The organism is Streptomyces aculeolatus (genome assembly GCF_020400605.1).
GTDB lineage: Bacteria > Actinomycetota > Actinomycetes > Streptomycetales > Streptomycetaceae > Streptomyces > Streptomyces aculeolatus.
This window is the reverse complement of the sequence record NZ_JAINRD010000033.1, coordinates 1-19990: the sequence shown is the minus strand read 5'-3', so window position 1 is coordinate 19990 and position 19990 is coordinate 1. Positions and strand designations below refer to the sequence as shown.

19 protein-coding genes and 1 tRNA gene are annotated in these 19990 nt (G+C 72.9%); 7 read left to right on the top strand and 13 right to left on the bottom strand.

Translation table 11 applies throughout. The features are described from left to right. Positions 1-136 precede the first annotated feature (136 nt). Positions 137-1801: a beta-N-acetylhexosaminidase gene (locus LG396_RS35605; protein WP_225797881.1), complete on the bottom strand. Its 1665-nt coding sequence runs from the start codon at positions 1799-1801 to the stop codon at positions 137-139. A gap of 212 nt (positions 1802-2013) precedes the next feature. Here LG396_RS35605 and LG396_RS35600 point away from each other — a divergent pair, with 212 nt between their 5' ends. Then, on the top strand, positions 2014-2244 hold the full coding sequence (locus tag LG396_RS35600) for a hypothetical protein (protein WP_225797904.1): 231 nt from the start codon (positions 2014-2016) through the stop codon (positions 2242-2244). A 46-nt stretch (positions 2245-2290) separates the two neighbouring features. Beyond that, the gene (gene glmS / locus LG396_RS35595) at positions 2291-4105 is read left to right on the top strand and encodes a glutamine--fructose-6-phosphate transaminase (isomerizing) (protein ID WP_225797880.1); all 1815 of its coding nucleotides are present in this window, start codon (positions 2291-2293) and stop codon (positions 4103-4105) included. A gap of 50 nt (positions 4106-4155) precedes the next feature. Here the strand turns inward: glmS and LG396_RS35590 are convergent, their stop codons facing one another. Then, positions 4156-5253 (bottom strand): HesA/MoeB/ThiF family protein, encoded by a 1098-nt coding sequence (locus tag LG396_RS35590; protein WP_225797879.1) that lies wholly within the window; start codon positions 5251-5253, stop codon positions 4156-4158. Between the two features lie 255 nt (positions 5254-5508). Between LG396_RS35590 and LG396_RS35585 the strand changes: the two genes are divergently transcribed. After that, positions 5509-6816, top strand: coding sequence for a M14 family zinc carboxypeptidase (locus tag LG396_RS35585; protein WP_225797878.1), 1308 nt, complete (start codon positions 5509-5511; stop codon positions 6814-6816). A gap of 398 nt (positions 6817-7214) precedes the next feature. Here LG396_RS35585 and LG396_RS35580 read toward each other — a convergent pair whose 3' ends face one another. Then, positions 7215-7736 carry a universal stress protein gene (locus tag LG396_RS35580; RefSeq protein ID WP_018834110.1) on the bottom strand — a complete coding sequence of 174 codons (522 nt, stop codon included), beginning with the start codon at positions 7734-7736 and terminating at the stop codon, positions 7215-7217. An 880-nt stretch (positions 7737-8616) separates the two neighbouring features. Here LG396_RS35580 and LG396_RS35575 point away from each other — a divergent pair. The 3 genes from LG396_RS35575 to LG396_RS35565 all read left to right on the top strand — a co-directional run bounded on the left by LG396_RS35575 (position 8617) and on the right by LG396_RS35565 (position 10723). Next, a complete protein-coding gene (locus tag LG396_RS35575; protein WP_263979998.1) occupies positions 8617-9933 on the top strand; it encodes a helix-turn-helix domain-containing protein in 1317 nt (438 codons plus the stop codon). Between the two features lie 5 nt (positions 9934-9938). Beyond that, on the top strand, positions 9939-10547 hold the full coding sequence (gene orn, locus LG396_RS35570) for an oligoribonuclease (RefSeq protein WP_078523770.1): 609 nt from the start codon (positions 9939-9941) through the stop codon (positions 10545-10547). 103 nt (positions 10548-10650) lie between these two features. Beyond that, positions 10651-10723: transfer RNA gene (locus LG396_RS35565), tRNA-His, on the top strand. Between the two features lie 94 nt (positions 10724-10817). Here LG396_RS35565 and LG396_RS35560 read toward each other — a convergent pair. From LG396_RS35560 to LG396_RS35530, 7 genes are all read right to left on the bottom strand, one after another. After that, complete coding sequence (locus LG396_RS35560; RefSeq protein WP_225797877.1) at positions 10818-12335, bottom strand: LacI family DNA-binding transcriptional regulator; 1518 nt, start codon at positions 12333-12335, stop codon at positions 10818-10820. A gap of 24 nt (positions 12336-12359) precedes the next feature. Next, positions 12360-12707 (bottom strand): helix-turn-helix domain-containing protein, encoded by a 348-nt coding sequence (locus LG396_RS35555; protein ID WP_225797876.1) that lies wholly within the window; start codon positions 12705-12707, stop codon positions 12360-12362. After that, positions 12704-13726 carry an AAA family ATPase gene (locus LG396_RS35550; protein WP_225797875.1) on the bottom strand — a complete coding sequence of 341 codons (1023 nt, stop codon included), beginning with the start codon at positions 13724-13726 and terminating at the stop codon, positions 12704-12706. The genes LG396_RS35555 and LG396_RS35550 overlap by 4 nt, the downstream gene beginning before the upstream one ends. Next, positions 13723-14616, bottom strand: coding sequence for a bifunctional DNA primase/polymerase (locus LG396_RS35545; RefSeq protein WP_225797874.1), 894 nt, complete (start codon positions 14614-14616; stop codon positions 13723-13725). Before LG396_RS35545 ends, LG396_RS35550 begins: the two co-directional genes overlap by 4 nt. A gap of 86 nt (positions 14617-14702) precedes the next feature. Then, the gene (locus LG396_RS35540; protein WP_225797873.1) at positions 14703-15065 is read right to left on the bottom strand and encodes a hypothetical protein; all 363 of its coding nucleotides are present in this window, start codon (positions 15063-15065) and stop codon (positions 14703-14705) included. Positions 15066-15076: 11 nt separating this feature from the next. Then, on the bottom strand, positions 15077-15268 hold the full coding sequence (locus LG396_RS35535; RefSeq protein ID WP_145784175.1) for a hypothetical protein: 192 nt from the start codon (positions 15266-15268) through the stop codon (positions 15077-15079). A gap of 15 nt (positions 15269-15283) precedes the next feature. Beyond that, the gene (locus tag LG396_RS35530) at positions 15284-15535 is read right to left on the bottom strand and encodes a hypothetical protein (RefSeq protein WP_308190153.1); all 252 of its coding nucleotides are present in this window, start codon (positions 15533-15535) and stop codon (positions 15284-15286) included. 291 nt (positions 15536-15826) lie between these two features. Between LG396_RS35530 and LG396_RS35525 the strand changes: the two genes are divergently transcribed. Further along, entirely contained in the window at positions 15827-16348 is a 522-nt protein-coding gene (locus LG396_RS35525) for a hypothetical protein (protein WP_225797872.1), read from the top strand. Between the two features lie 43 nt (positions 16349-16391). Here LG396_RS35525 and LG396_RS35520 read toward each other — a convergent pair whose 3' ends face one another. From LG396_RS35520 to LG396_RS35510, 3 genes are all read right to left on the bottom strand, one after another. Continuing rightward, entirely contained in the window at positions 16392-18476 is a 2085-nt protein-coding gene (locus LG396_RS35520) for a cell division protein FtsK (protein ID WP_225797871.1), read from the bottom strand. 92 nt (positions 18477-18568) lie between these two features. Then, positions 18569-19738: a hypothetical protein gene (locus LG396_RS35515; protein ID WP_225797870.1), complete on the bottom strand. Its 1170-nt coding sequence runs from the start codon at positions 19736-19738 to the stop codon at positions 18569-18571. Beyond that, positions 19735-19990 (bottom strand): hypothetical protein (locus tag LG396_RS35510; RefSeq protein ID WP_372483628.1); only part of this gene is annotated, 256 nt, incomplete at its 5' end. The genes LG396_RS35515 and LG396_RS35510, both read right to left, overlap by 4 nt.

Below are 19990 nucleotides of genomic sequence, written 5' to 3'. Positions count from 1 at the left end.
AGCCGTGCCGAGCGGTGCGGGCCGTCCCCCCACCGCCTCCCCTCCGCGGGCTCCGCGGCCACGCCGCGGACCGGCAGCCGCAGGGGGGAGGCGGGCCCGTGCCCCCCGGTGCACGGACCCGCCCCAACCTACGGCGTCACTGCCAGGGCACCTGCGTCGAGCGGTAGAAGTCGATGCCCATCTCCTCCCACCGCGGGCCTTGCGCCACCAGCCGGTCGCGGTAGCCCTCCCAGCCGAGCTCCGCGGCCGGCGACCAGCCCAGCTCGGCGGCGCCCGCGGCGCGCGGGAAGGCCATGAACTCGATCTGGTCGCTGGTCGACAGCGTCTCCGACCACAGCGGCGCCTCGACGCCGAGGATCGCGCTCTCGGGCACGCCGCCCTTCATGTACGTGCCGGGGTCCCAGTCGTAGGACTGCCGCACCTCGACGTAGCCCGCCCAGCTCAGCCCGAGCGGCGTCCCCTCGTGGTACTTCATGTCCAGGTACGTCCTGTTGGCGGGCGACAGCACCAGCGGGGTGCCCGCCTTGGCGGCGTCGATGACCTCCTGCTCGCCGCCGCTGGTGCCCCAGTACTGGGCGACGGCGCCGTCGACGGGGTTCGCGCCGGTGAGCTGGTGCCAGCCGACGACGGTCTTGCCGTACTTCCCGACGACCTCCTGCGCCCGGTCCATGAAGGCGACGTACTCCTCGTGCGGGGTGGAGTGGGCCTCGTCGCCGCCGATGTGCAGGTACTTGCCGGGGGTCAGCTCTGCCAGCTCCCGCAGGACGTCGTCGACGAAGTCGTACGTGACCTCCTTCGGCACGCACAGCGAGCTGAAGCCGACGCTCGTGCCGGTGTACAGCGGCGGGGCGACGCCGTCGCAGTTCAGCTCGGCGTAGGAGGCGAGGGCGGCGTTGGTGTGGCCCGGCATGTCGACCTCGGGCACGACGGTCATGTGGCGGCTCGCGGCGTACGCGACGATGTCGCGGTACTGGTCCTTGGTGTAGTAGCCGCCGGGCCCGCCGCCGACCTGCGTGCTGCCGCCGTACTCGGCGAGGTTCGGCCAGGAGTCGATCGCCAGCCGCCAGCCCTGGTCGTCGGTGAGGTGCAGGTGCAGGGTGTTGTACTTGTACAGCGCGAGCTGGTCGATGTAGCGCTTGACCTGCTCGACCGTGAAGAAGTGCCGCGCCACGTCGAGCATCGCGCTGCGGTACGCGAAACGGGGCTCGTCGGTGATCCGGCCCCCGGCCACCAGCCACGGCCCGTCCTGCGCCGTGCCCGCCTCCACGGCCGGCGGCAGCAGTTGGCGCAGGGTCTGCACGCCGTGGAAGAGCCCGGCGGGCGCGGCGGCGGAGATCACCACGCCGTCCGCGCCGGAGTCCAGCTCGTAGCCCTCGGTGCCGACCGCCTTCTTGAGCCCGGCGCTCAGGCGCAGCTCGACGTCGCCGGACTCGCTGCCGACGGGCAGCTCGAAGCCGGTCGAGGGGCGCAGCACCCCGGCCAGGTACTCGCCGGCCTCGCGGGCGGCGCCGGCGGCGGCGGAGCTGCCGGGCGGGACGCGGATGCCGGTGTCCGCGGTGATCTCGTACGGGCTGCCGCCGGGTGCGACGGCGGCGGGGGCGGGGATGACGGAGTCCAGCGCGGCCGGCTCGGCGGCACGCGCCCGCGCGGCGTCCGCGGCGGTGCCGTCCGCCGGGGTGCCGGCGGGCGCGGCGCCGCCGGCGCCGACGCCCGCGGCGACGGTGAGCAGCAGCGCGACGCCGAGGCGCGCGAGGGAGCGCGGGGAGCGGTGGGGGGTGGTCCCCGGGCGGTGACGTCTCACAGTGGTCCCTTCGGGGCTGCGGATCGTACGCATGACATGGACATTCCCAGGCGTACCGCCGGTGTCCGGGTCGGTCAAGGGTGTAGACCACTCTGCCGCGGGGCCGCCCGCGGGAAACGAGTGGTTCCTGCCCGATTCCGGGCAGATTTCTTGCGAAAGAGAAGATCATCAAGCACTATCAACGAGTGCACGACGACCTCATCGACCACCTGATGCGCAGCGCGCCGCTCAGCCGCGGCGAAGCCGCGCGGGTCGTGCAGGACGTCCTGGCCTACTTCGACGAGACGACGCCCGCGTTCGTCCGCCGCCGCCACCGCGAGCTGCAGGCGGGCGGCCTGGTGAACGACGAGATCTTCGGCCGGATCGCCCGGGAGCTGGCGCACCGCGCGGTCGCGCCGCCCGAGCTGACCCCGCGTCAGCTGCGCCGCATCGTCTACGGGTAGCCGCCCCACCTCCCTCACCCTCCCCTCCCGACAGGAAGCGAACGATATGTGCGGAATCGTTGGTTACATCGGCAAGCGCGACGCGGCGCCCCTGCTCCTCGAAGGGCTCCAGCGGCTGGAGTACCGGGGCTACGACTCCGCGGGCGTGGCCATCGCCGCCCGCTCCGGCGCCCTGAAGACCGTCAAGGCCAAGGGCCGGGTACGGGACCTCCAGGCCCGGCTGCCCAAGCGCTTCGCCGGCGCCACGGGCATCGCGCACACCCGCTGGGCCACCCACGGCGCCCCCAGCGACGCCAACGCCCACCCGCACCTGGACGAGGCCGGCAAGGTCGCCGTCGTGCACAACGGCATCATCGACAACGCCGCCGACCTGCGCGCCAAGCTCGCCGCCGACGGCATCGAGCTGGCCTCCGAGACCGACACCGAGGTGCTGGCCCACCTCGTCGGCCGGTCCGCCGCCGCCACCCTGGAGGAGGCCGTCCGCGAGACGCTGCGGCTGGTGGAGGGCACGTACGGCATCGCCGTGCTGCACGCCGACCACCCCGACCGCATCGTCGTCGCCCGCAACGGCTCGCCCGTCGTGCTGGGCATCGGCGAGCGGGAGATGTTCGTCGCCTCCGACGTCGCCGCGCTGGTCTCGCACACCCGCCAGGTCGTCACCCTCGACGACGGCGAGATGGCCACCATCAAGGCCGACGACTACCGCACGTACACCACCGAGGGCTCGCGCACGTCGTCCTCGCCGGAGACCGTGGAGTGGTCCGCCGAGTCGTACGACATGGCCGGCCACGACACGTACATGCACAAGGAGATCTGCGAGCAGGCCGACGCCGTCGACCGCGTGCTGCGCGGGCGGATCGAGGACCGGTTCTCCACCGTCCACCTCGGCGGCCTCAACCTGGACGCGCGCGAGGCGCGCGCGGTGCGCCGGGTGAAGATCCTGGGCTGCGGCACCTCGTACCACGCGGGCATGATCGGCGCGCAACTCGTCGAGGAGCTGGCCCGGGTGCCCGCGGACGCCGAGCCGGCCAGCGAGTTCCGCTACCGCAACCCCGTCGTCGACCCCGACACCCTCTACGTCGCCGTCTCCCAGTCCGGCGAGACGTACGACGTGCTGGCCGCCGTGCAGGAGCTGAAGCGCAAGGGCGCCCGCGTCCTCGGCGTCGTCAACGTCGTCGGCTCGGCCATCGCCCGCGAGACGGACGGCGGCCTCTACGTGCACGCGGGCCCGGAGGTCTGCGTGGTCTCCACCAAGTGCTTCACCAACACCGTCGTCGCCTTCGGCCTCCTCGCCCTGCACCTCGGCCGCATCCGCGACCTGTCGGTCGCCGACGGCCGCCGCGTCATCGAGGGGCTGCGCCGGCTGCCGGAGCAGATCGCGGAGATGCTGCGCGGCGAGGACGAGATCCGGGCGCTGGCCAAGGAGTACGCGCACGCCAAGTCGATGATGTTCATCGGCCGGGTCCGCGGCTACCCGGTGGCCAGGGAGGCGGCACTGAAGCTGAAGGAGGTCAGCTACATCCACGCCGAGGCCTACCCGGCCTCCGAGCTGAAGCACGGGCCGCTGGCGCTGATCGAGCCGGAGGTCCCGACGGTGGCGATCGTGCCGGACGACGAGCTGCTGGAGAAGAACCGCGCGGCGCTGGAGGAGATCAAGGCCCGCGAGGGCCGGATCCTCGCGGTCGCCCACCGCAGGCAGGAGAAGGCGGACCACACGATCGTGGTCCCGCGCAGCGAACCGGAGCTGGACCCCATCCTGATGGGCATCCCGCTGCAGCTGTTCGCGTACCACACGGCCCTGGAGCTGGGCCGGGACATCGACAAGCCCCGCAACCTGGCCAAGTCGGTGACGGTGGAGTAGCCGGCGGGCTCACGGACGGCCGCCGGCCGCGGGGCCGGCGGCGCGCGTGCTCACTCCGGGTTCCCGCAGGCCGGGCAGTCGGGGCGGCGCGGGAGCCGGACGGTCACCTCGTCGCCGGGCACCATCAGGTTGAACCCGAAGCGCACGCCGGGTTCGAGCGGCGGGATGCCGGTCAGCAGGGCCAGCGCGCCGTACGCGACGAGCGCCCCGGACAGGCCCGCGGTGATGGCGTTGGCCGGGTTCCACGGCAGGTGGGCGGAGGCGGCGGGCACGTCCTCCCCGGCGGCGAGGCCGAGGTCGGCCCGCTGCGTCGCCTGGTCGTGCACGCACTCCCAGCACCCGCCGCTGCCGGGCCGGTGGACGCCCGCGGTGACCAGCGGCCCGCTGTACCCGCCGTCCACCCAGGGCAGCCCGGCGGCCAGGCACGCCCGGTTCGCCCAGCGCCGTATCTGCGGCGGCCCGTCGGCGCCCAGCACGAACACGTCGTACGGGGGCGACGCCGCGAGGAGCGCGGCCAGTTCCGCAGCGGTGGAGACGCGGCGCACCTCGCCGGTGACGCGGATGTCGGGGTTGAGGGCGGCGAGCCGCGCCACCGCCGCGTCGGCCTTCCGGGCGCCCAGGTCCGCCTCGGCGTAGAGCACCTGCCGGTTGAGGTTGGACAGTTCCACCGTGTCGTCGTCGACCACGTGCAGGTGGCCGACGCCCGAGGCGGCCAGGTGCCAGGCGGCGGCGCCGCCCGTACCGCCGACGCCCAGGACGAGCACCCGGGACTCCTTCAGGCGCAGCTGCGCCTCCCACGCGGTGGCGCGCGCGCCGAGGTCCATCCAGCGCAGCAGCGGCACGCTCCGGCTGTAGCGCTCGGCCTCCCGGGGCGAGAACTGCGGGGGCAGCGGCGCGGCCGCGTCCTCCAGGAAGCCCGCCGCGGCGAGCCGGTCCAGCGCCGCGGTGACGTCGCCGGGTCCGACGCCGTCGTGCCGGGCGAGCACGGCGGTGACGATGTCCCGCGCGCTGCGGGTGCCGTCGGCGGCCTCGACCAGCGTCCAGACCCAGCCCCCGGGGTCCTCGATCTCCGCGCCGACGCCGTAGACGACGCTGCCGATACGGACGTTTCCGGCCATGGTGCGGTAGCCGCGGTGCTCAGGTTTCACCCGTGGCCGTGCCCACTGTCCCACCGCCATACCACCTCAGGATGATGCGCCAGGAAGCCTTGCACCGACGCGGCCCAATGTGCACTACTGAGTGAGTCGTTTCAACCACACAGAGTTGACCCTGCGGAGGGGAGGCGCGATGCAGGAGATCAAGATCCGTCGTCTCGACAAGAAGGAGACGACAGGCGACAGCAACCCCAGCGGCGAGTGATGCCGGTCGGCGTCCCCGCGTTGGCGCGTCACCGCTACCCGACCGTGGACGACCTCACGCGGACGGGCCGCGACCTGGCGCGGCGCCATCCGTCCCGCTGCCGCCTGCGGCAGGTCGGCGAATCGCGCGCGGGGGAGCCGCTGTGGCTGCTCTCCGTCGGCCACGGCCGCCGGAACGTCCTGGTGGTCAGCGGCGCGCATCCGAACGAGCCCGCCGGGGGCGCCGCCGTCGCCGACCTGGCCTACCTGGCCGTACGCGGCGGGCGTACCGGGCGCGGCTGGCCCGACGCGCGGGAGCGCCGGCAGGACCGCGACGCCGCCTGGCACTTCCTGCTCTGCCTGGACCCGGACGGCGCCCGCCACACCGAGCCCTGGACCCGCCACCCCGGCACCCTGGAGCGGCAGCTGCGGCACTTCTACCGGCCCGCCGCCGACCAGCAGCCCGAGTGGCTGCCGCCGCCCGGCCGGGGGACCGCGCCGCTGCCCGAGACCCGGGCGCTGCTGACCGTGCTGGACGAACTGCGCCCGGCGCTCCAGGTGTCCCTGCACGCCAACGACGTCGGCGGCGCCTGGACGCAGCTCACCCACGACCTGCCGGGCGCCCCCGCGGCGCTCGCGGACGCCGCCGCGGCCCACGCCGTGCCGCTGGCCGCCGCACCGGTGGACACCCTGCACATGCCCGCCGCGGGGCCGGGGGTCTTCCTCATGGCCGCCGGCGCCGGCCTGGACGCCAACGTCGTCCACCGCGACTGGCTGACCCGTTCGACCTGGTTCCACCCGCTGCGGTACGGCACCGTCACCGCCGTCGTCGAGACGCCCGTCTGGGCCGTCGAGGCCGTCGCCGACCCGCGGCCCGCCGAGGCGCCGGCCCTCGTCGTCGAGAGCTGCGTGGCGCATCTGCGCGCGCAGGCCGGGCAGTTGGCGGGGCTGCTGGACGTGGCCCGCAGCGGACTCGGCGCCGCCCCCGGGCCGTTGCTGGACGCCGCGGCCTGGCTGACCGAGGCGTGCCTGACCAACGCCGCGCAGTGGTCCGCGCCGCCCTCCCCGGGCAGCCCGCCGCCCGCGGCGACCGCCGGGGGCGCCCTCGCGCTGCGCATGGCCGCCCACCGGCTGCCGCTGCGCGCCGCGGCCATGCTCGCCCGCGCGACCGACGGCCACCCCCTCGGCCCGGGGTGCGAGGCGCTGCTCACCCGCTGGCGCCGGCGCTACGCCGCCGACTTCGGGCCCCGCTGGATCCCGGTGCGCGAGCAGACCGCCCTGCAGACCGAGTTCATCAGCCGCCTCGCCCGCCTGGTCCTCGACTCCGGCCGGCGCACGGGCGGTTCACCCGCGGCGCACCACCGCGACCGGTGACCGCACGCCTCCGGCGCCGGGACGGCGCGGGTACCCCGGCGCGGGCCACGGCCCTCCGCATGCGGCGAAGCCGCGAAGCCCCGGCGCTGGGCGGGGATTCGGCGGCACCCGGCCCGGCGCGACCCGGCCGCCGCTCATCGGGAGACGAAAGAGCGGCCCTCTGCGCGTGCCACCACGTCGCGCAGAGGGCCGCCTCCCCTGTGCCGGCGTCGCCCAATACGCCGGCGGTGCCGCTGCCGTACCGGGGACCGTCACCTCCCGGTCGACAGCGCGTCGTCGTGTCCCCTATATGCCCCTCACAAATTCACAACCCACATCTACTCGCGAGTAGATTTCTCCGGGGCTGTGAGAGCGCGCGTACGCCCGGCGCGACCGGTGCAAACGCGCGCCGGGGGCGGCTACGGCACGACGACGACGGGCCGTTGCGCCCGCCGGGCTAGGCGGCCCGCCACCGAGCCGAAGATGCGGCCCACGATGCCCTGCGTGGAGCCGACCACGATGGCGTCAGCCTCGTACTCCCGGCCGACCTCCTCCAGTTCGTGGCAGATGTCGCCGCCGCGCTCGACGAGGATCCAGGGCACGTCGGACAGGTAGTCGGCGCAGGCGAGTTCGAGACCGAGCACTTCGGTGCGGTGGTCCGGGACGTCCACGAAGACGGGCGGCTCGCAGCCGGCCCAGACGGTGGTGGGCAGCCGGTTGGCCACGTGCACGATGATCAGGCCGCAGCCCAGCCGCCGCGCCATGCCCACCGCGTAGGCCAAGGCGCGTTCACTGGAGGTGGAGCCGTCGAAGCCGCAGACGACGCCGTGCTTGAACGCGGGATCGCAGCCTTGGCGCGGCTCGGCCGCCGCTTCCAGGTCCGCCGTGGGATCGGCGACCGGCTTGCGGTCCGCGGGTTCGGGGATTTCGTGACCGGCCATCGGTGTCTCGGCGAAGGGAATCCTCGTGGCTGGAGGGGTGCGACTTGCTGTGTCCGGGCTTGCTGTGTCCGGGAATCATCTTCCCAATCCCGTACAACAAGGGTACGGCGACACTACCTCCCTTGCCCAGGGGCGGGCGGCGGTATGCCAGGCGGCCCCGGCGAACGGTTCACAGGAGCATGCCGCAGTGCGGCGTCCCGCGCAACGCCGGGGGGTCGCGGCGGCCGCCCGGCGATCGGTCCCGGACACGGCCGGGGGCGCACGGCGGCGGCGCTCACGGATCCGCCGTCCGCCCCTCATGCCGCCCCCCACGCTTCCGTGCGCCGCCGCCGCGCCCCCCGGCCGTGTCGTCGCCCGAGCGAAGGCGAACGTCGTGCGTGCGCCGGGGTCGCGCCGCAGGACACGGCGGGGGCGAGCGCTTCACCGGCGTTTTCGCGGCTCGGTGCGTGCGTACGCCCGTTGTTGAGGGGACAACCTCCTGTGACCCGATCTTTTCGGCCAACTTCCCTTCTGCACACCGGAGTTGCGAGACTTGAGGCTGGAACGTTCCGGGCTCGGGGGGCTGGGGGCGCAGTCGGGGCGCACGAGCCTTGCACGTCGGAGAACCGGAGGGGGGTGGCCTTCCTTGTCGCATGAACCAGTGGAACCGTTCGCGATCGAAAGCTTCACGCCAGGTTTCCCCGTCGGCATGCAGGCAGGGCCGAACCTGCCCCGCGTGTCACACAAGACGCGTTTTACCTGTCGTTATAGATGCAGGGCCGAAGCTGTCCGATCGGTCGGACAACACACAGTAGATTTGATCTTGGCCGAGAGACCGAGATCGTCCCGGGGGTGTAGGTGCAGGACGCGGAGGAAGAGAGAAGCGAGGGGGCTTAGCGTCATGAGCCAGGACTCCACCGGAGCGGGCGCAACGATCCGGTCCGGCGGGCCACGCACACCCGAGGTGGCGGGAGCGGCGGTCCGGGGCGAGCTACCACGCCCGCCCAGACGGCGCCGCGAAGTCGTCGCCGTGCTGCTGTTCAGCGGCGGCCCCGTCTTCGAGAACTCCATCCCCCTCTCCGTCTTCGGAGTCGACCGCCAGGACGCCGGCACCCCCCGGTACCGGCTGCTGGTCTGCGCCGGTGAGGACGGTCCGCTGCGGACCACCGGCGGCCTGGAGCTCTCGGCCCCGTACGGGCTGGAGGCGCTGGCCCGCGCCGGCACCGTCGTCGTACCCGCGTGGCGCTCCATCACCCAGCCGCCGCCCGCCGCGGCGCTGGAAGCGCTGCGCCGGGCGCACGAGGACGGCGCCCGCATCGTCGGGCTGTGCACCGGCGCGTTCGCGCTCGCCGCGGCCGGGCTGCTCGACGGCCGCCCGGCCACCACGCACTGGATGTACGCGCCGACGCTCGCCAAGCGCTACCCGTCGGTCCACATGGACCCGCGCGAGCTGTTCGTCGACGACGGCGACATCCTGACGTCGGCCAGCACCGCCGCCGGCATCGACCTGTGCCTGCACCTGGTCCGCCAGGACCACGGCGCCGAGGCCGCCGCCGCGCTCTCCCGGAGGCTGGTGGTGCCCGCGCGGCGCGGCAGCGGCCAGGAGCGCTACCTCGACAGGTCTTTACCCGAGGAGATCGGCGGGGACCCGCTGGCGGAGGTCGTGGCCTGGGCGCTGGAGAACCTGCACGAGCAGTTCGACGTGGAGACTCTGGCGGCCCGCGCGTACATGAGCCGACGCACGTTCGACCGGCGGTTCCGCTCGCTCACCGGCAGCGCACCGCTGCAGTGGCTGATCACCCAGCGGGTGCTTCAGGCGCAGCGGCTGCTGGAGACGTCGGACTTCTCCGTGGACGAAGTGGCAGGGCGCTGCGGCTTCCGCTCGCCCGTCGCGCTGCGCGGGCACTTCCGCCGCCAGCTCGGCTCCTCCCCGGCCGCGTACCGGGCCGCCTACCGCGCCCGCAACCCCCAGGCCGTACCGCCGCCGGAGCCCCCCACGGTGCCCGCGCCGCGGCGCCCGCAGCCGCCGGGCGCCACCGGGCCCGCCGGGGTGGCGGGAGTCGCGGGCGCCGGCGCGGGGGGCGGCGCGGACGGCGGCGAGAAGCCGCAGTCCGACGCCTACGCGCCCGGCCACCCCGAGCCGCATCCGCCGCGGCTCCGGGGCGCCCTGGTGCGGCGGGCGACCGTGCCGGGACAGCGTGACCGGCACGTAGGGTGAGGTCCATGAACGATCGGATGGTCTGGATCGACTGCGAGATGACGGGCCTGTCACTGAGGGACGACGCGCTCGTCGAGGTGGCCGCGCTCGTCACCGACTCCGAGCTGAACGTGCTCGGGGACGGCATCGACATCGTCATCCGCCCCCCGGCCGAGGCCCTCGCCTCCATGCCCGACGTCGTACGCGCCATGCACACCGCCTCCGGCCTGCTCGACGAGCTGGCCGGCGGCACCACCCTGGCGGACGCGGAACGGCAGGTGCTCGACTACGTACGCGAGTTCGTCCCCGAGCGCGGCCGCGCCCCGCTGTGCGGCAACTCCGTCGGCACCGACCGCGGCTTCCTCAGCCGGGACATGCCGGACCTGGAGGGCCACCTGCACTACCGCATCGTGGACGTCTCGTCGGTGAAGGAGCTGGCCCGCCGCTGGTACCCGCGGGCCTACTTCAACAGCCCCGAGAAGGCGGGCAACCACCGGGCCCTGGCGGACATCAGGGAGAGCATCGCCGAACTCCGCTACTACCGCGAGGCGGTCTTCGTCCCCCCACCGGGCCCGGACTCGGACACCGCGAAGGCCATCGCGGCCCGCCACACCCTGGCGTCGGACGGCGCGTAACGGGGCCGCCGACGGCGCCCGGCGACCCGGCGAAAGCCGGAGGCGAGCACCGCCGGCGACCCTGTACACTTCTAACCGGCCGGTGCGGAAGCATCAGCTCACGGTGGGTGTAGCTCAGATGGTAGAGCACCTGGTTGTGGTCCAGGTGGCCGCGGGTTCAAGTCCCGTCACTCACCCTCAGGAAAACGCAGGTCAGGCCCGGTACTCCGTTGTGGAGTACCGGGCCTGACGGCTGTCTGGGAGCGGTTGGGGAGTGGCAGGGGAGTGGATCTAGGAATTCTGCTCCCGTACGGTCTCTCTTAGTAGCCGGTCGAGCACTGTCACGGGGGAGCCCGGAGACAGCTCCCGGCGGGCCCGTAAGGACTCCTCCCACAGCTCCGTCAGCCCTCGGCACAAGCGCCGCCGCATGGCCTGGGTCACGTGGGTGTACCGGGCAGAGATGGAGCCGTCCAGGTGCCCCATGCGCTCATCCATGAGGACCTTCTCCGTCCCCAGCTCCTCCATCAGCGTCCGGTGCGTGTGCCGCAGCCCGTGCGGAGTGAGCCCCTGGGCCACCGGCAGCCAGCACGCCTGAGCCCGCCCCTGGGCGTTGCGTCCCCGGACCGGGATACCGGGCCAGGGCACGGCGAGCAGCGGGACCGGGCGAGGCTCCAGTGGCCCCTTCTTCGGGTACCAGCCGGTAGCGGCCGGAGTGAACAGCCAGGCGGCGAATCCGGACCGACGCCAGTGCGCGGCGGGAGTGGGGGAGCGGAAGCCGCGTACGTATCCGAGGTCGGCGACGGCCTGGGCGACGCGGACGCGGGTGGCCTCGGGGACCCGCTCCGGGCGGTTCAGTACCCCGGAGACCGTCCCGGTGGACACGCCGGCGCGACGGGCCACGTCGACCAGCTTGGCCCCTGGCGGCCCGAGGCGGGCGTTGCCCTGGCCGTGGTAGACGTACGTCCTGCCGTGGCAGGGGCACGGCTGCGGCCGGTCCCGGCGGACATGACCGGTGACCAGCTCATGCAGCCACGTCGGTGCATCGATGGTCCGGTAGCTGTCGTCCTTGGGTGGGCAACGTACGAACTCGCCCTTGTCCAGCTCGTAGAGCTGCCATTCGACGCGGAAGGCGCCGGGCCGAAGGAACTCGGTTTCCAGCCCGACCAGTTCGCCCCACCGCATGCCGGTGTAGCCCTTCTGAACGCAGGCGACGAACTCGTCGTCCCGGCCGGAGAGGAGCGCGGCCCGTTCGGCGATCAGCAGAATCCCGAGCGGGGTGGTCACCACTTTCTCCGGGCCGCGGGCACGGGAGCGGCCGGCCTTCCGGCCGCGCCCCCGCCGCTTCGCGGCCGGGTTGGTGGCAATCAACCCTTCGTCCACGGCGTCCGCGAGGATCAGGTGCAGGACGGCTCGCCGGTTGCGAACGCTGGACATGGCATAGACGGCCTGTTCCGCCTTCTCCCATGCACCGACGTGAGCAGGGCTGATGTCGGCCAGGGGCATGTTTTCGAAGTCCGGAAGCAAGTGCTGCTCGATGGTGCCCCGGTAGATCTCCATGGTGGACGGGGCGAGGTCCTGGTCCGCGTACCAGCGGTTCGCGTACTCCCCGAACGTGATCTTCTGGGCGGCCGGGTCCTGCCAGGCAGTTTCCCGGGCCTTGACCTCGTGCTCCTTCGCAGCCTTCTCGGCCCGGCGGCGGGTGTCGAAGCGGACCGTCCGGCCATAGGCATCCACGACGGTGCGCAGCTTGCCGGGGGCGATCCAATACCTGGCGCGGTAGTAGTCCCCGCGCTTCTCGGCGAACCCCACTGAGTGCTTCTCCTCCCTGGTTGGTCAGGCTGCGTTGGACTCACCGAGGCGTGCCCGGCGTGGACGGCGCGCCCGGAGGCGGACGGCCGTTTCCGGCTCCGGCGGGCGCCGGGGGCGCGCGGTAGCTCCGCGTTCGGCGGCCACGGGCTCCGCGGTCCGGACGGGCCGTTCCTCGAAGGCACGGACGATCTCGGCGAAGTGATCGGCGGTGAAGCGGTACGCGCCGCCGGCCCGGGTGAAGGGAATCCGGCGGCGCCGCGCCTGTTCCTTCACCCACCACTCGGAGCAGCCGAGGGCCTTCGCGACCTCTTCGGGACGGAAGAGGTGCGGCAGGGAGTCAGCGGTGACGCTGTGACGGGTGTGACTGATCACTCCTGTGCCTCCCCTTGGTTCGGTACGACGTAGCCGCCGGACTGCCGGATGAGTTGGACGTCGTTGGCCATGCGGGCGCAGGTCTGCCGGACAAGGTCGGGGGCCAGGCCGGTGGCCTGGGTGATCTGCTTGGGCTTGGCGCCGGGGTGGTCGCGGACGTAGCGGAGGATGGTCGCTCGGGTCTGGTTGAGGGTGTGGTCGGTGGCAGGGCCTTCGAGGAGTTGCCAGGCGCCGGCCTGGGAGTGGAAGCGCAGGGCGTATTCCGCCTCGTCCACGTCCCGGCCGGTGACGTGTAGGACGCCGTCCGCTTGGCCGCGGGAGCGCTTCAGGACCAAGGTGGCGTCGGCTGCGCCGGCCAGGCCGTTGGTGCCGGAGACTTCGGCAAGGAAGTCGTCCGAGGCGGCCTTGCGGACGTGGTGGACCAGGACGACAGCGATGCCGTAGTGGTCGGCGAGCCGCTTGGCGTGGCCGACCGCGGCGTAGTCGGCGTCGTAGGCCGAGGAGCCGGGGGCGGAGGGCCCGCGCATCTTCGCGAACACGTCAATCACGATCATGCGGGCGTCCGCGTGCCGCTCGACCCACTGCGCGATTGCCTCCCCGCCGCCCTGTGGGAGGGGTGGGCAGGAGGTGGCGAGGGTCAGCGTGGCGGGGGCAGGGTTGGAGTCGAGGAGCTTGCGCATGCGGGTCTGCAGGCGCCGCGGGGTGTCCTCCAGGGCGAGGTAGAGGACGGGGCCGCCGTCCACGGCGATGCTGTCCATCGCCTGTCCGCCAGCGGCGACGGCCAGGGCCAGGCCGAGGGAGAGCCAAGACTTCCCCACCTTCGGCGGACCGGCAAGGAGGTTCACGCCCTCGGAGATGATCCCGGGCACGGCCCAGCGCGGCTCCGGGAACTCCGTGGCCATCAGCTCGTCGGCGGTCCAGGCGGTACGGATGCGCTGTTGCGCCGGCTGCAGGGGGGTGGGCTCCGGGCCGGGCGGGACGGAATAGAGGTGGGGCGGGGCAGCCGGGTCGTGGCTCATGCGGCTGCCCTCCGGGCGACCGTGCGGGGCCGGTGGGCGCCGGCGCGTAGGCCGGAGGCGATGGTGCGGTGGGCGGCGCGCTCGTCGAGACCGACGCTTACGGCGGCGGAGGCGAGTAACGCGGTGACGTCGCCGGTGTGCAGCTCGCCGCCGGCGACGAGCTGGCCCAGGGCGACGGATGCTCGGTAGAGGGCGGTGTTGCGGGTGCCGACCGGGGCGCCGGCGACCCGCTGCCACTCCCCCTCCATCGCGCCGCGCAGGTACGCGCTCAGCCGCCGCGGGCCCAACTCGGGCAGCGGAACCGGTCGCTGCGGCGGCAACGGGGTGGGGGTGAGGAGTTCGGCCAGCCAGTCCGGGAGCGGGGCGGGCGGCGCGTCGTGGACGACCGAGTAGCGGGCGCGGCCCATGGTGCTGTCGGCGCCGACGACGTACCCGCCGCCGCCACGGGTGTCGATCTTCCAACCCAGCTTCCCGGCGGTGTTGCGGAGCCGGGTGCCCGCCGGTGCGGTGAAGTACAGGTGCGTGCCGCCGCTCACGGTGCGGACCGCGTACGTCTGCGTCGGGAGCTGCTGGCCGTGCTCGTCGGCGAGGACGGCCAGCATGTCCGCGCCGTCGACCACGCCCGCGGGCGTACCCGGCGGCGGGGCGTCGTCGTGCTTGGGTACGTCCAGGTCGATGACGACCAGCCGCGAGGGGCCGGTGGCGATGCCGAGGTTGTACGCGCCGCTCGACCAACATCGCGTGATGCGCGTGCGGTCGACCGTGGCGCGCTGCTCCCACTCGGCGACGGCGGGCCGCTTGGCGCCGGGGACGAGGGGGAAGACGTGCCAGCCGCGTTCGGCCGCGGAGATTGCGGCGTGGTGCAGTGGGCGGGTGGAGCCGTAGGGCATCCTGAAGACACCTCCTGATTCCTGATGGGATGGGAGGCCGGGGCAGCGGGCTTCGTTGACCCGTCGGCCGCTGCCCCGGGCCCTGGTCAGCCGCGGTTGGCGCAGGCTGCCTCGTACTGCCGGCGGACGTACGCGCGGAAGTCCTCGTCCGTCGACAGCTCCTCGCCGCGGAAGCTCACGCCGTGGAACGAGGCGTCGTAGTCGGCGAGCTGACGGGCCGCGCGGCCCGCGGCGGCGACCGCCTCGGCGGCGGCGTCCGGGGTGAGCATGGTCTCCTCGCGGAGCGCGATGCGGTCCAGCAGCGCTGCCTTGCGGAGCCAGAATTCGCGGTCGATGCCGTGGCTCAGCGGGTACGTGCGGAGGGCGCGCAGGACCCAGGAGATCTCCCACGCGATGCTCGGGGCGTTCGCGTATGCGGTGTCCGTGGTGCTGGTCTCGGGCTCGTTCATGGCGTCCCCCTTCATCCGGCGTCGTTCACGGCGTCGGCGAGTGCGGTCATGATTTGGTCGATGGAGTCGGCGGCTCCGGTGCGGGAGAGGTAGAAGCCGAAGAGCAGGGCGACGACGGCGGCGGGGACGCCGACCGCGCGGAAGCGGATCAGCAGCGCCAGTAAGAGGCCGAACAGGGCGAGTGCGGTGATCGTGATCGTCACGTGGACTCCTCGGGGTCAGCGGGTGCCCTCGCGGCGCATGCCGGAGAGCGAGTTGTAGACGTGGCGGCCGAAGCGGATGCGGCGACCCCGGCCGCGGCAGGGGCGGCAGTCCCGGCCGCGGACGAGCCGCCCGCGGCGCGTCTGGCGCATGCGGAAGCCGAAGCCCCGGCAGCGGCGGCAGCTCCCGAACGGACTGATCGCGCAGAGTGCGGTGTAGCAGAGGGTGATGATGAGGATGCCGGGCATAGCGGAGAGCAGGGAGGACACAACAACCCCTCTCAGGGCCGGAATCAGGGAGTGGGAGAGAAGGGCCGCTAGACACTAGGAAGCAGGTCAGCGGCGCGATGGGGTGCTAGCGGGGGTGCTAGACCTAGCAGGGGTGCCCGCTAGGCACTGCAGGCGCCCAACTCGTCAAGCCAGGCATCTGTGGACCCCTAGGAATTCGAACAAGAATGGCTCGAAGCCTTGCCTTGTGTGCGCATCTCCGGTCGCCAAAGATTGCAGTCGACGGAACTTGGCGCTCATGGCGGGGAATTGGAGGACAGCCAGGTGTGCAGGATGGACTTGGCCGCCAAGGATGCGGCGATCGCAGCGTTCCTCCACGAGTACCCGCGGGCAGCTGAGGCTGGGCACCCTGCCCTCCAGGGCTGTGAGGAGGTCCGCTGGTCCGAGTTTCCCGACTGTCCCGCGGCGATCCCGGTGCTGCTCCATGCGCTCCTTGACCAGGCCGCCGCGGCGGAGGCTCAGCGAGTGCTCGTCAACGCCCTGTTCGGCATCGCTGAGATGAACGCGGCCATGCCGGAAGTCCTGCCGTTTCTCCTTCGTCTCGCAGCCGACCCGCAGGTTCCTCAGCGATCCAGACTGTTGGATCGTTTGGTCTCGGTCGCCGAACGCTCCGAGCCGGTTGAAGCCGACAACGAGGCCATGGTGCAGTGGTTCGGCAGCGACAGCGATCATCCTGAGCGTGAGCAGTGCAGGGCTGTGTTTGCGCAATACGCGAGTGTGGTGGCGACGCTGCCGGAGGGCCTGATCAGCGCTGCCGGTCATGCGAAGCTCCAGCAGGCCGCCGGGCTCGTGTGACGTTCCGCCTTCAGGAACGGCTGCGTCGAAGCGGCGCCGCCTGTCAGGCGGCTTCGGCGCGGCCGTCACGTTCCGCGACGGCGCGGAGGATGTCAGCGCGGCGGATGCCGCGGCGGTTGGCGCCCTTGCCGTCCTCCGTGGTGCCCCAGACCTGCACCGTGCGGATGCCGTACGGGCGCAAGGCGGCGGTGAGTTGGTCCGTGGTCCACGCGCCGTAGACCCCTGGCCGGAGGTCGGCCAGGCGGGCAAGGACGGACTCGTTCCAGAGCTTCGGCTTTCCCGCCGGGATGGCGGCGGCCAGGTCGCTCAAGAGGTCGTACGAGGACGCGGGATCGGCCTCCGGCTGCTCGCCGAGGGCGTGCCCGGCGAGGGTGCCGGCGCGCTCCCGCGCGGCGCGCGCCCGTAGCGCGATCTCGTCGGCCTGCAAGGCGTCCATGTTGGCGGAGCGGACGATACGGGCGTCGGCACCTTCGCCGAGGAAGTAGCAGACGCCCTTGTCACCCCACGCGAACATCGTCGCCCGCACACCCCTCTTGTACGCGCCGGTGCCCAAGACCATGTCGTTCTCGACCTGGCCCATGACCTTCAGGCACCAGCGGGCGGAGGCGTTGGCGCTGATCGCGGTCGGGATGCTGTCCTTGTCCGGCCGCTGCGTCGACAGCAGGAGCACGATTCCCAGGGCCGGGCCGCGCTTGACCAGGTCGGTGCAGATCTCCTTGAACTCCGCGCCGTGCTTGTGGTGCTCGAACCACACCTGGCACTCGTCGACGCCCACCACGATCGGGTGCAGCCCGAGGGACCGTTTCGAAGCCAGTTCAGTCGTCACCTTCGACTCCGGGCACACGTCGCGCGGGAGCGACCGGATCACCTTCGCGCGGCGGCGCAGTTCGCCCTGCAGCTCACGCATGGCGGCGATGCCGTACGCGATGTCCTCGGGCTCCTCGCCGGCCCGGTGGCGGTAGGCCACGCGGCCGAGGGGGTCCAGGTCGCCGGTGCCCTTGAGGTCGTACGTGTGGAGTTCGGCCCGCGGGTCCAGGGCGGCGATGAGGAGGAGCAACCGGAGCAGGAACGTCTTGCCCATCCGCGGGATGGCTCCGATCACGCCCGCGATGAACATCAGCGTCACGCCGACCCACCGGCCGCGCTGGTCCGTACCCCAGGACACGGGACGGAAGAGGTCCACCGTGCCCGACTTGGCCAACGGCCAGGGCTCCTGCCGCGCCTGCGACATGTCCTGATCACCGACCCACAGCCGCAGGCGGCCGGTGTGCTCGTCCGGCACCGGCTCCGGCCACACCGTGCCCAACGGGCGGCGCAGACCGGAGGCGAGCTTGTCTCGGCGCTCGATGACGTCCGTGACGGTCACGCCGTACGGGAGATCGCCCTCGGCGAGCCAGCCGGGCCCGTCGCGCGTGATGGGCGCCGAGAAGGAGAAGCCGGGGCCGCCCTTCGACTGCTCCTGGCTGATCGCCTGGATACCCAGGGCGCCGAGGGCGCGAAGGACGATGTTCGACGTGAGCTTGGTGGTCTTGGGGATCGCGACGGCGCGGTGGATCACCGGTTCGTCGGCCGGCTGGCCAAGCCAGCCGAGGGCCGTGGCGACCACGTAACCCGAGAGGGCCAGCAACCATGCGGGGGCGAGGACGAATAACGCGAGTGCGGCGGCGAGTCCCGTGACGGAGGCCATCAGGGCGACGACCGTGCGCCACCTGACCCGGCGGTCGCGCTGCCGGGAGAGCTTCAGGTAGTAGTCGATGTCTTCTTTGCTGGCCGCGGCACTGCGGAACGGCTGTCCCTCGGCGTCGGCAACCCACCGCAGTGCGCCTCCGATGAAACGGGCTGCGCCTCGCGGAAGTTGGAGGGTGAGCCGGAGCTGGTACCAGGGCGTACGCACCGCGTGGTACGCCACTACGTGCCAGCCGTATGCGGCGACGCCGGAGCCGGCGGCCTTGAACTCACGCCAGGAACGGGCCCAGGGCGGGACAACCGGCCGTCGCTTCGAGCCCGTGACCCGGTCCATGAGCCGTGCGGCGGAGGAGCCGCCTGGCCGGTCGACCAACGTGACCTCGTCAGGTGGAGGCCCGCCGGAATCGGCCGCGCTCACCTCGTTCTCGTCGTCGTGCTTCACTGAATCTTCCTTCCGGTTCGGAGGGAAGCCGGGGCCTGGCCCTACCCGCCAAAGCAGCGGCCGGGCCCCGGCGGTGAACGATTCAAGGGGCGCTACGGCCGCCCAGCAGCGGCGGGACGCGGGCCGCGTTCGGAGTCGAGCCGCACGAACACGCCGTGCACATAACTCGGAGCGCGGGTGGCCCGCTTCGCGGTCTCGCGTACGGTCAGGCCCTCGGCCCAACCGTCCTCGATGACCCGCTGCGCCTCCGCGGTGCTGAGCTTGTCCGGCTCCGGCTCGGGGACGCGTTCAGGTGAACGGTCGTCTCCGTTCAGGGCGGCGCCGAGGGTGAACACGCCCGGCTGGCCTGCCTGCCGGATGGTGTCGGTCGCCCGCCGCATCTGCCCGCGTACCTCCTCGGCGAGCGCGGAGGCAACCGGATCACCGACCGCCTCCGTCCACGGAGAGGCCAGGGGCACCGTCGCCAGATCGGCCGCGTGCCGCCGGGCCGCCAGCAGTTCGAGCAGCTTCCGCCGCTGCTCCCGATCCGCGCCCACCGACGCCTTCGCCACCGCGCCGGACAGCCGCCGCGCGATACGTCGCCCGCGCCGCCCGGCCCGCTGCTCCGGCGGCAGGGCCGCCAAGCGCGCCGCCAGCTCGACCGCGCGAACAGTGGCGCGGTCCCGGCTGATCTGGGCCGCGTTCCGGTCCCGTTCGGTGATCCCCAACCGGGATAGGAGCCGCTCCCGCAGCTCCCGCCCGGCTATAGCGAGCACGCCGCGGGACTCCGCGCCGGGCCTGCGGTGCCGGAGTTCGATCCCCATGGCCAGATGCCAGAGCACGGCCGCCATGACCGGCCCGACGAACGCCCGGACCGTGCCGCCCAGCGGCCCGGACTCCGCGTACGCGGGGATGACCTGCACACCCGTGATGAGCCAGACCAGGAGCCCGGGGGCGCCGGGCGCCTTCATCGGGCCGTTGAGGTTCTGCCGCGCCATGAGCGCCGAGGCGAACAGCCCCAGTTCCGCGGCGGCGAACATCGCGGCCCGCTCGGCCGTGCTCCCCATGCCCAAGTAGTCCTCGGCGAACCGCCAGGACGTATCCGCGGTGTACGCCGTGCAGCTCGCCGCGGCGAGCGCCGCGACCCGCACGGCGGGGGTGTCGAGCTTCGCGTACCGGGCCAGCCGGCACAGCGTGAGCCAGAGAAGTGCCAGCCCGAGGAGCACCGCCGTGGCGGCAACCACGGTGTTCGCCCCCCAGGGGACGTGAGCGACGGGCGTCATGCCGCCCGCCTCAGCCGCGGCGTCCACCGCTGGCCCTTGGCGTACCGGCTGAGCCGCGCCGCGTAGCGGGCATTTGACCGGGAGACCTCGTCGCCCGCGGCCTGGTCCTGCAGCTCGGCAAGAACCTCGTCGGCAACGGCGAGCCGCGCCGCGCGCTCCTCCGCCGACTCGACCCGGCTGGCCTGCTCGTCCGCCGCGGTCGGGCCGAGGAATAACCTGCGGAAGTCCTCGGCCCACGCGGTCTCGAAGCCC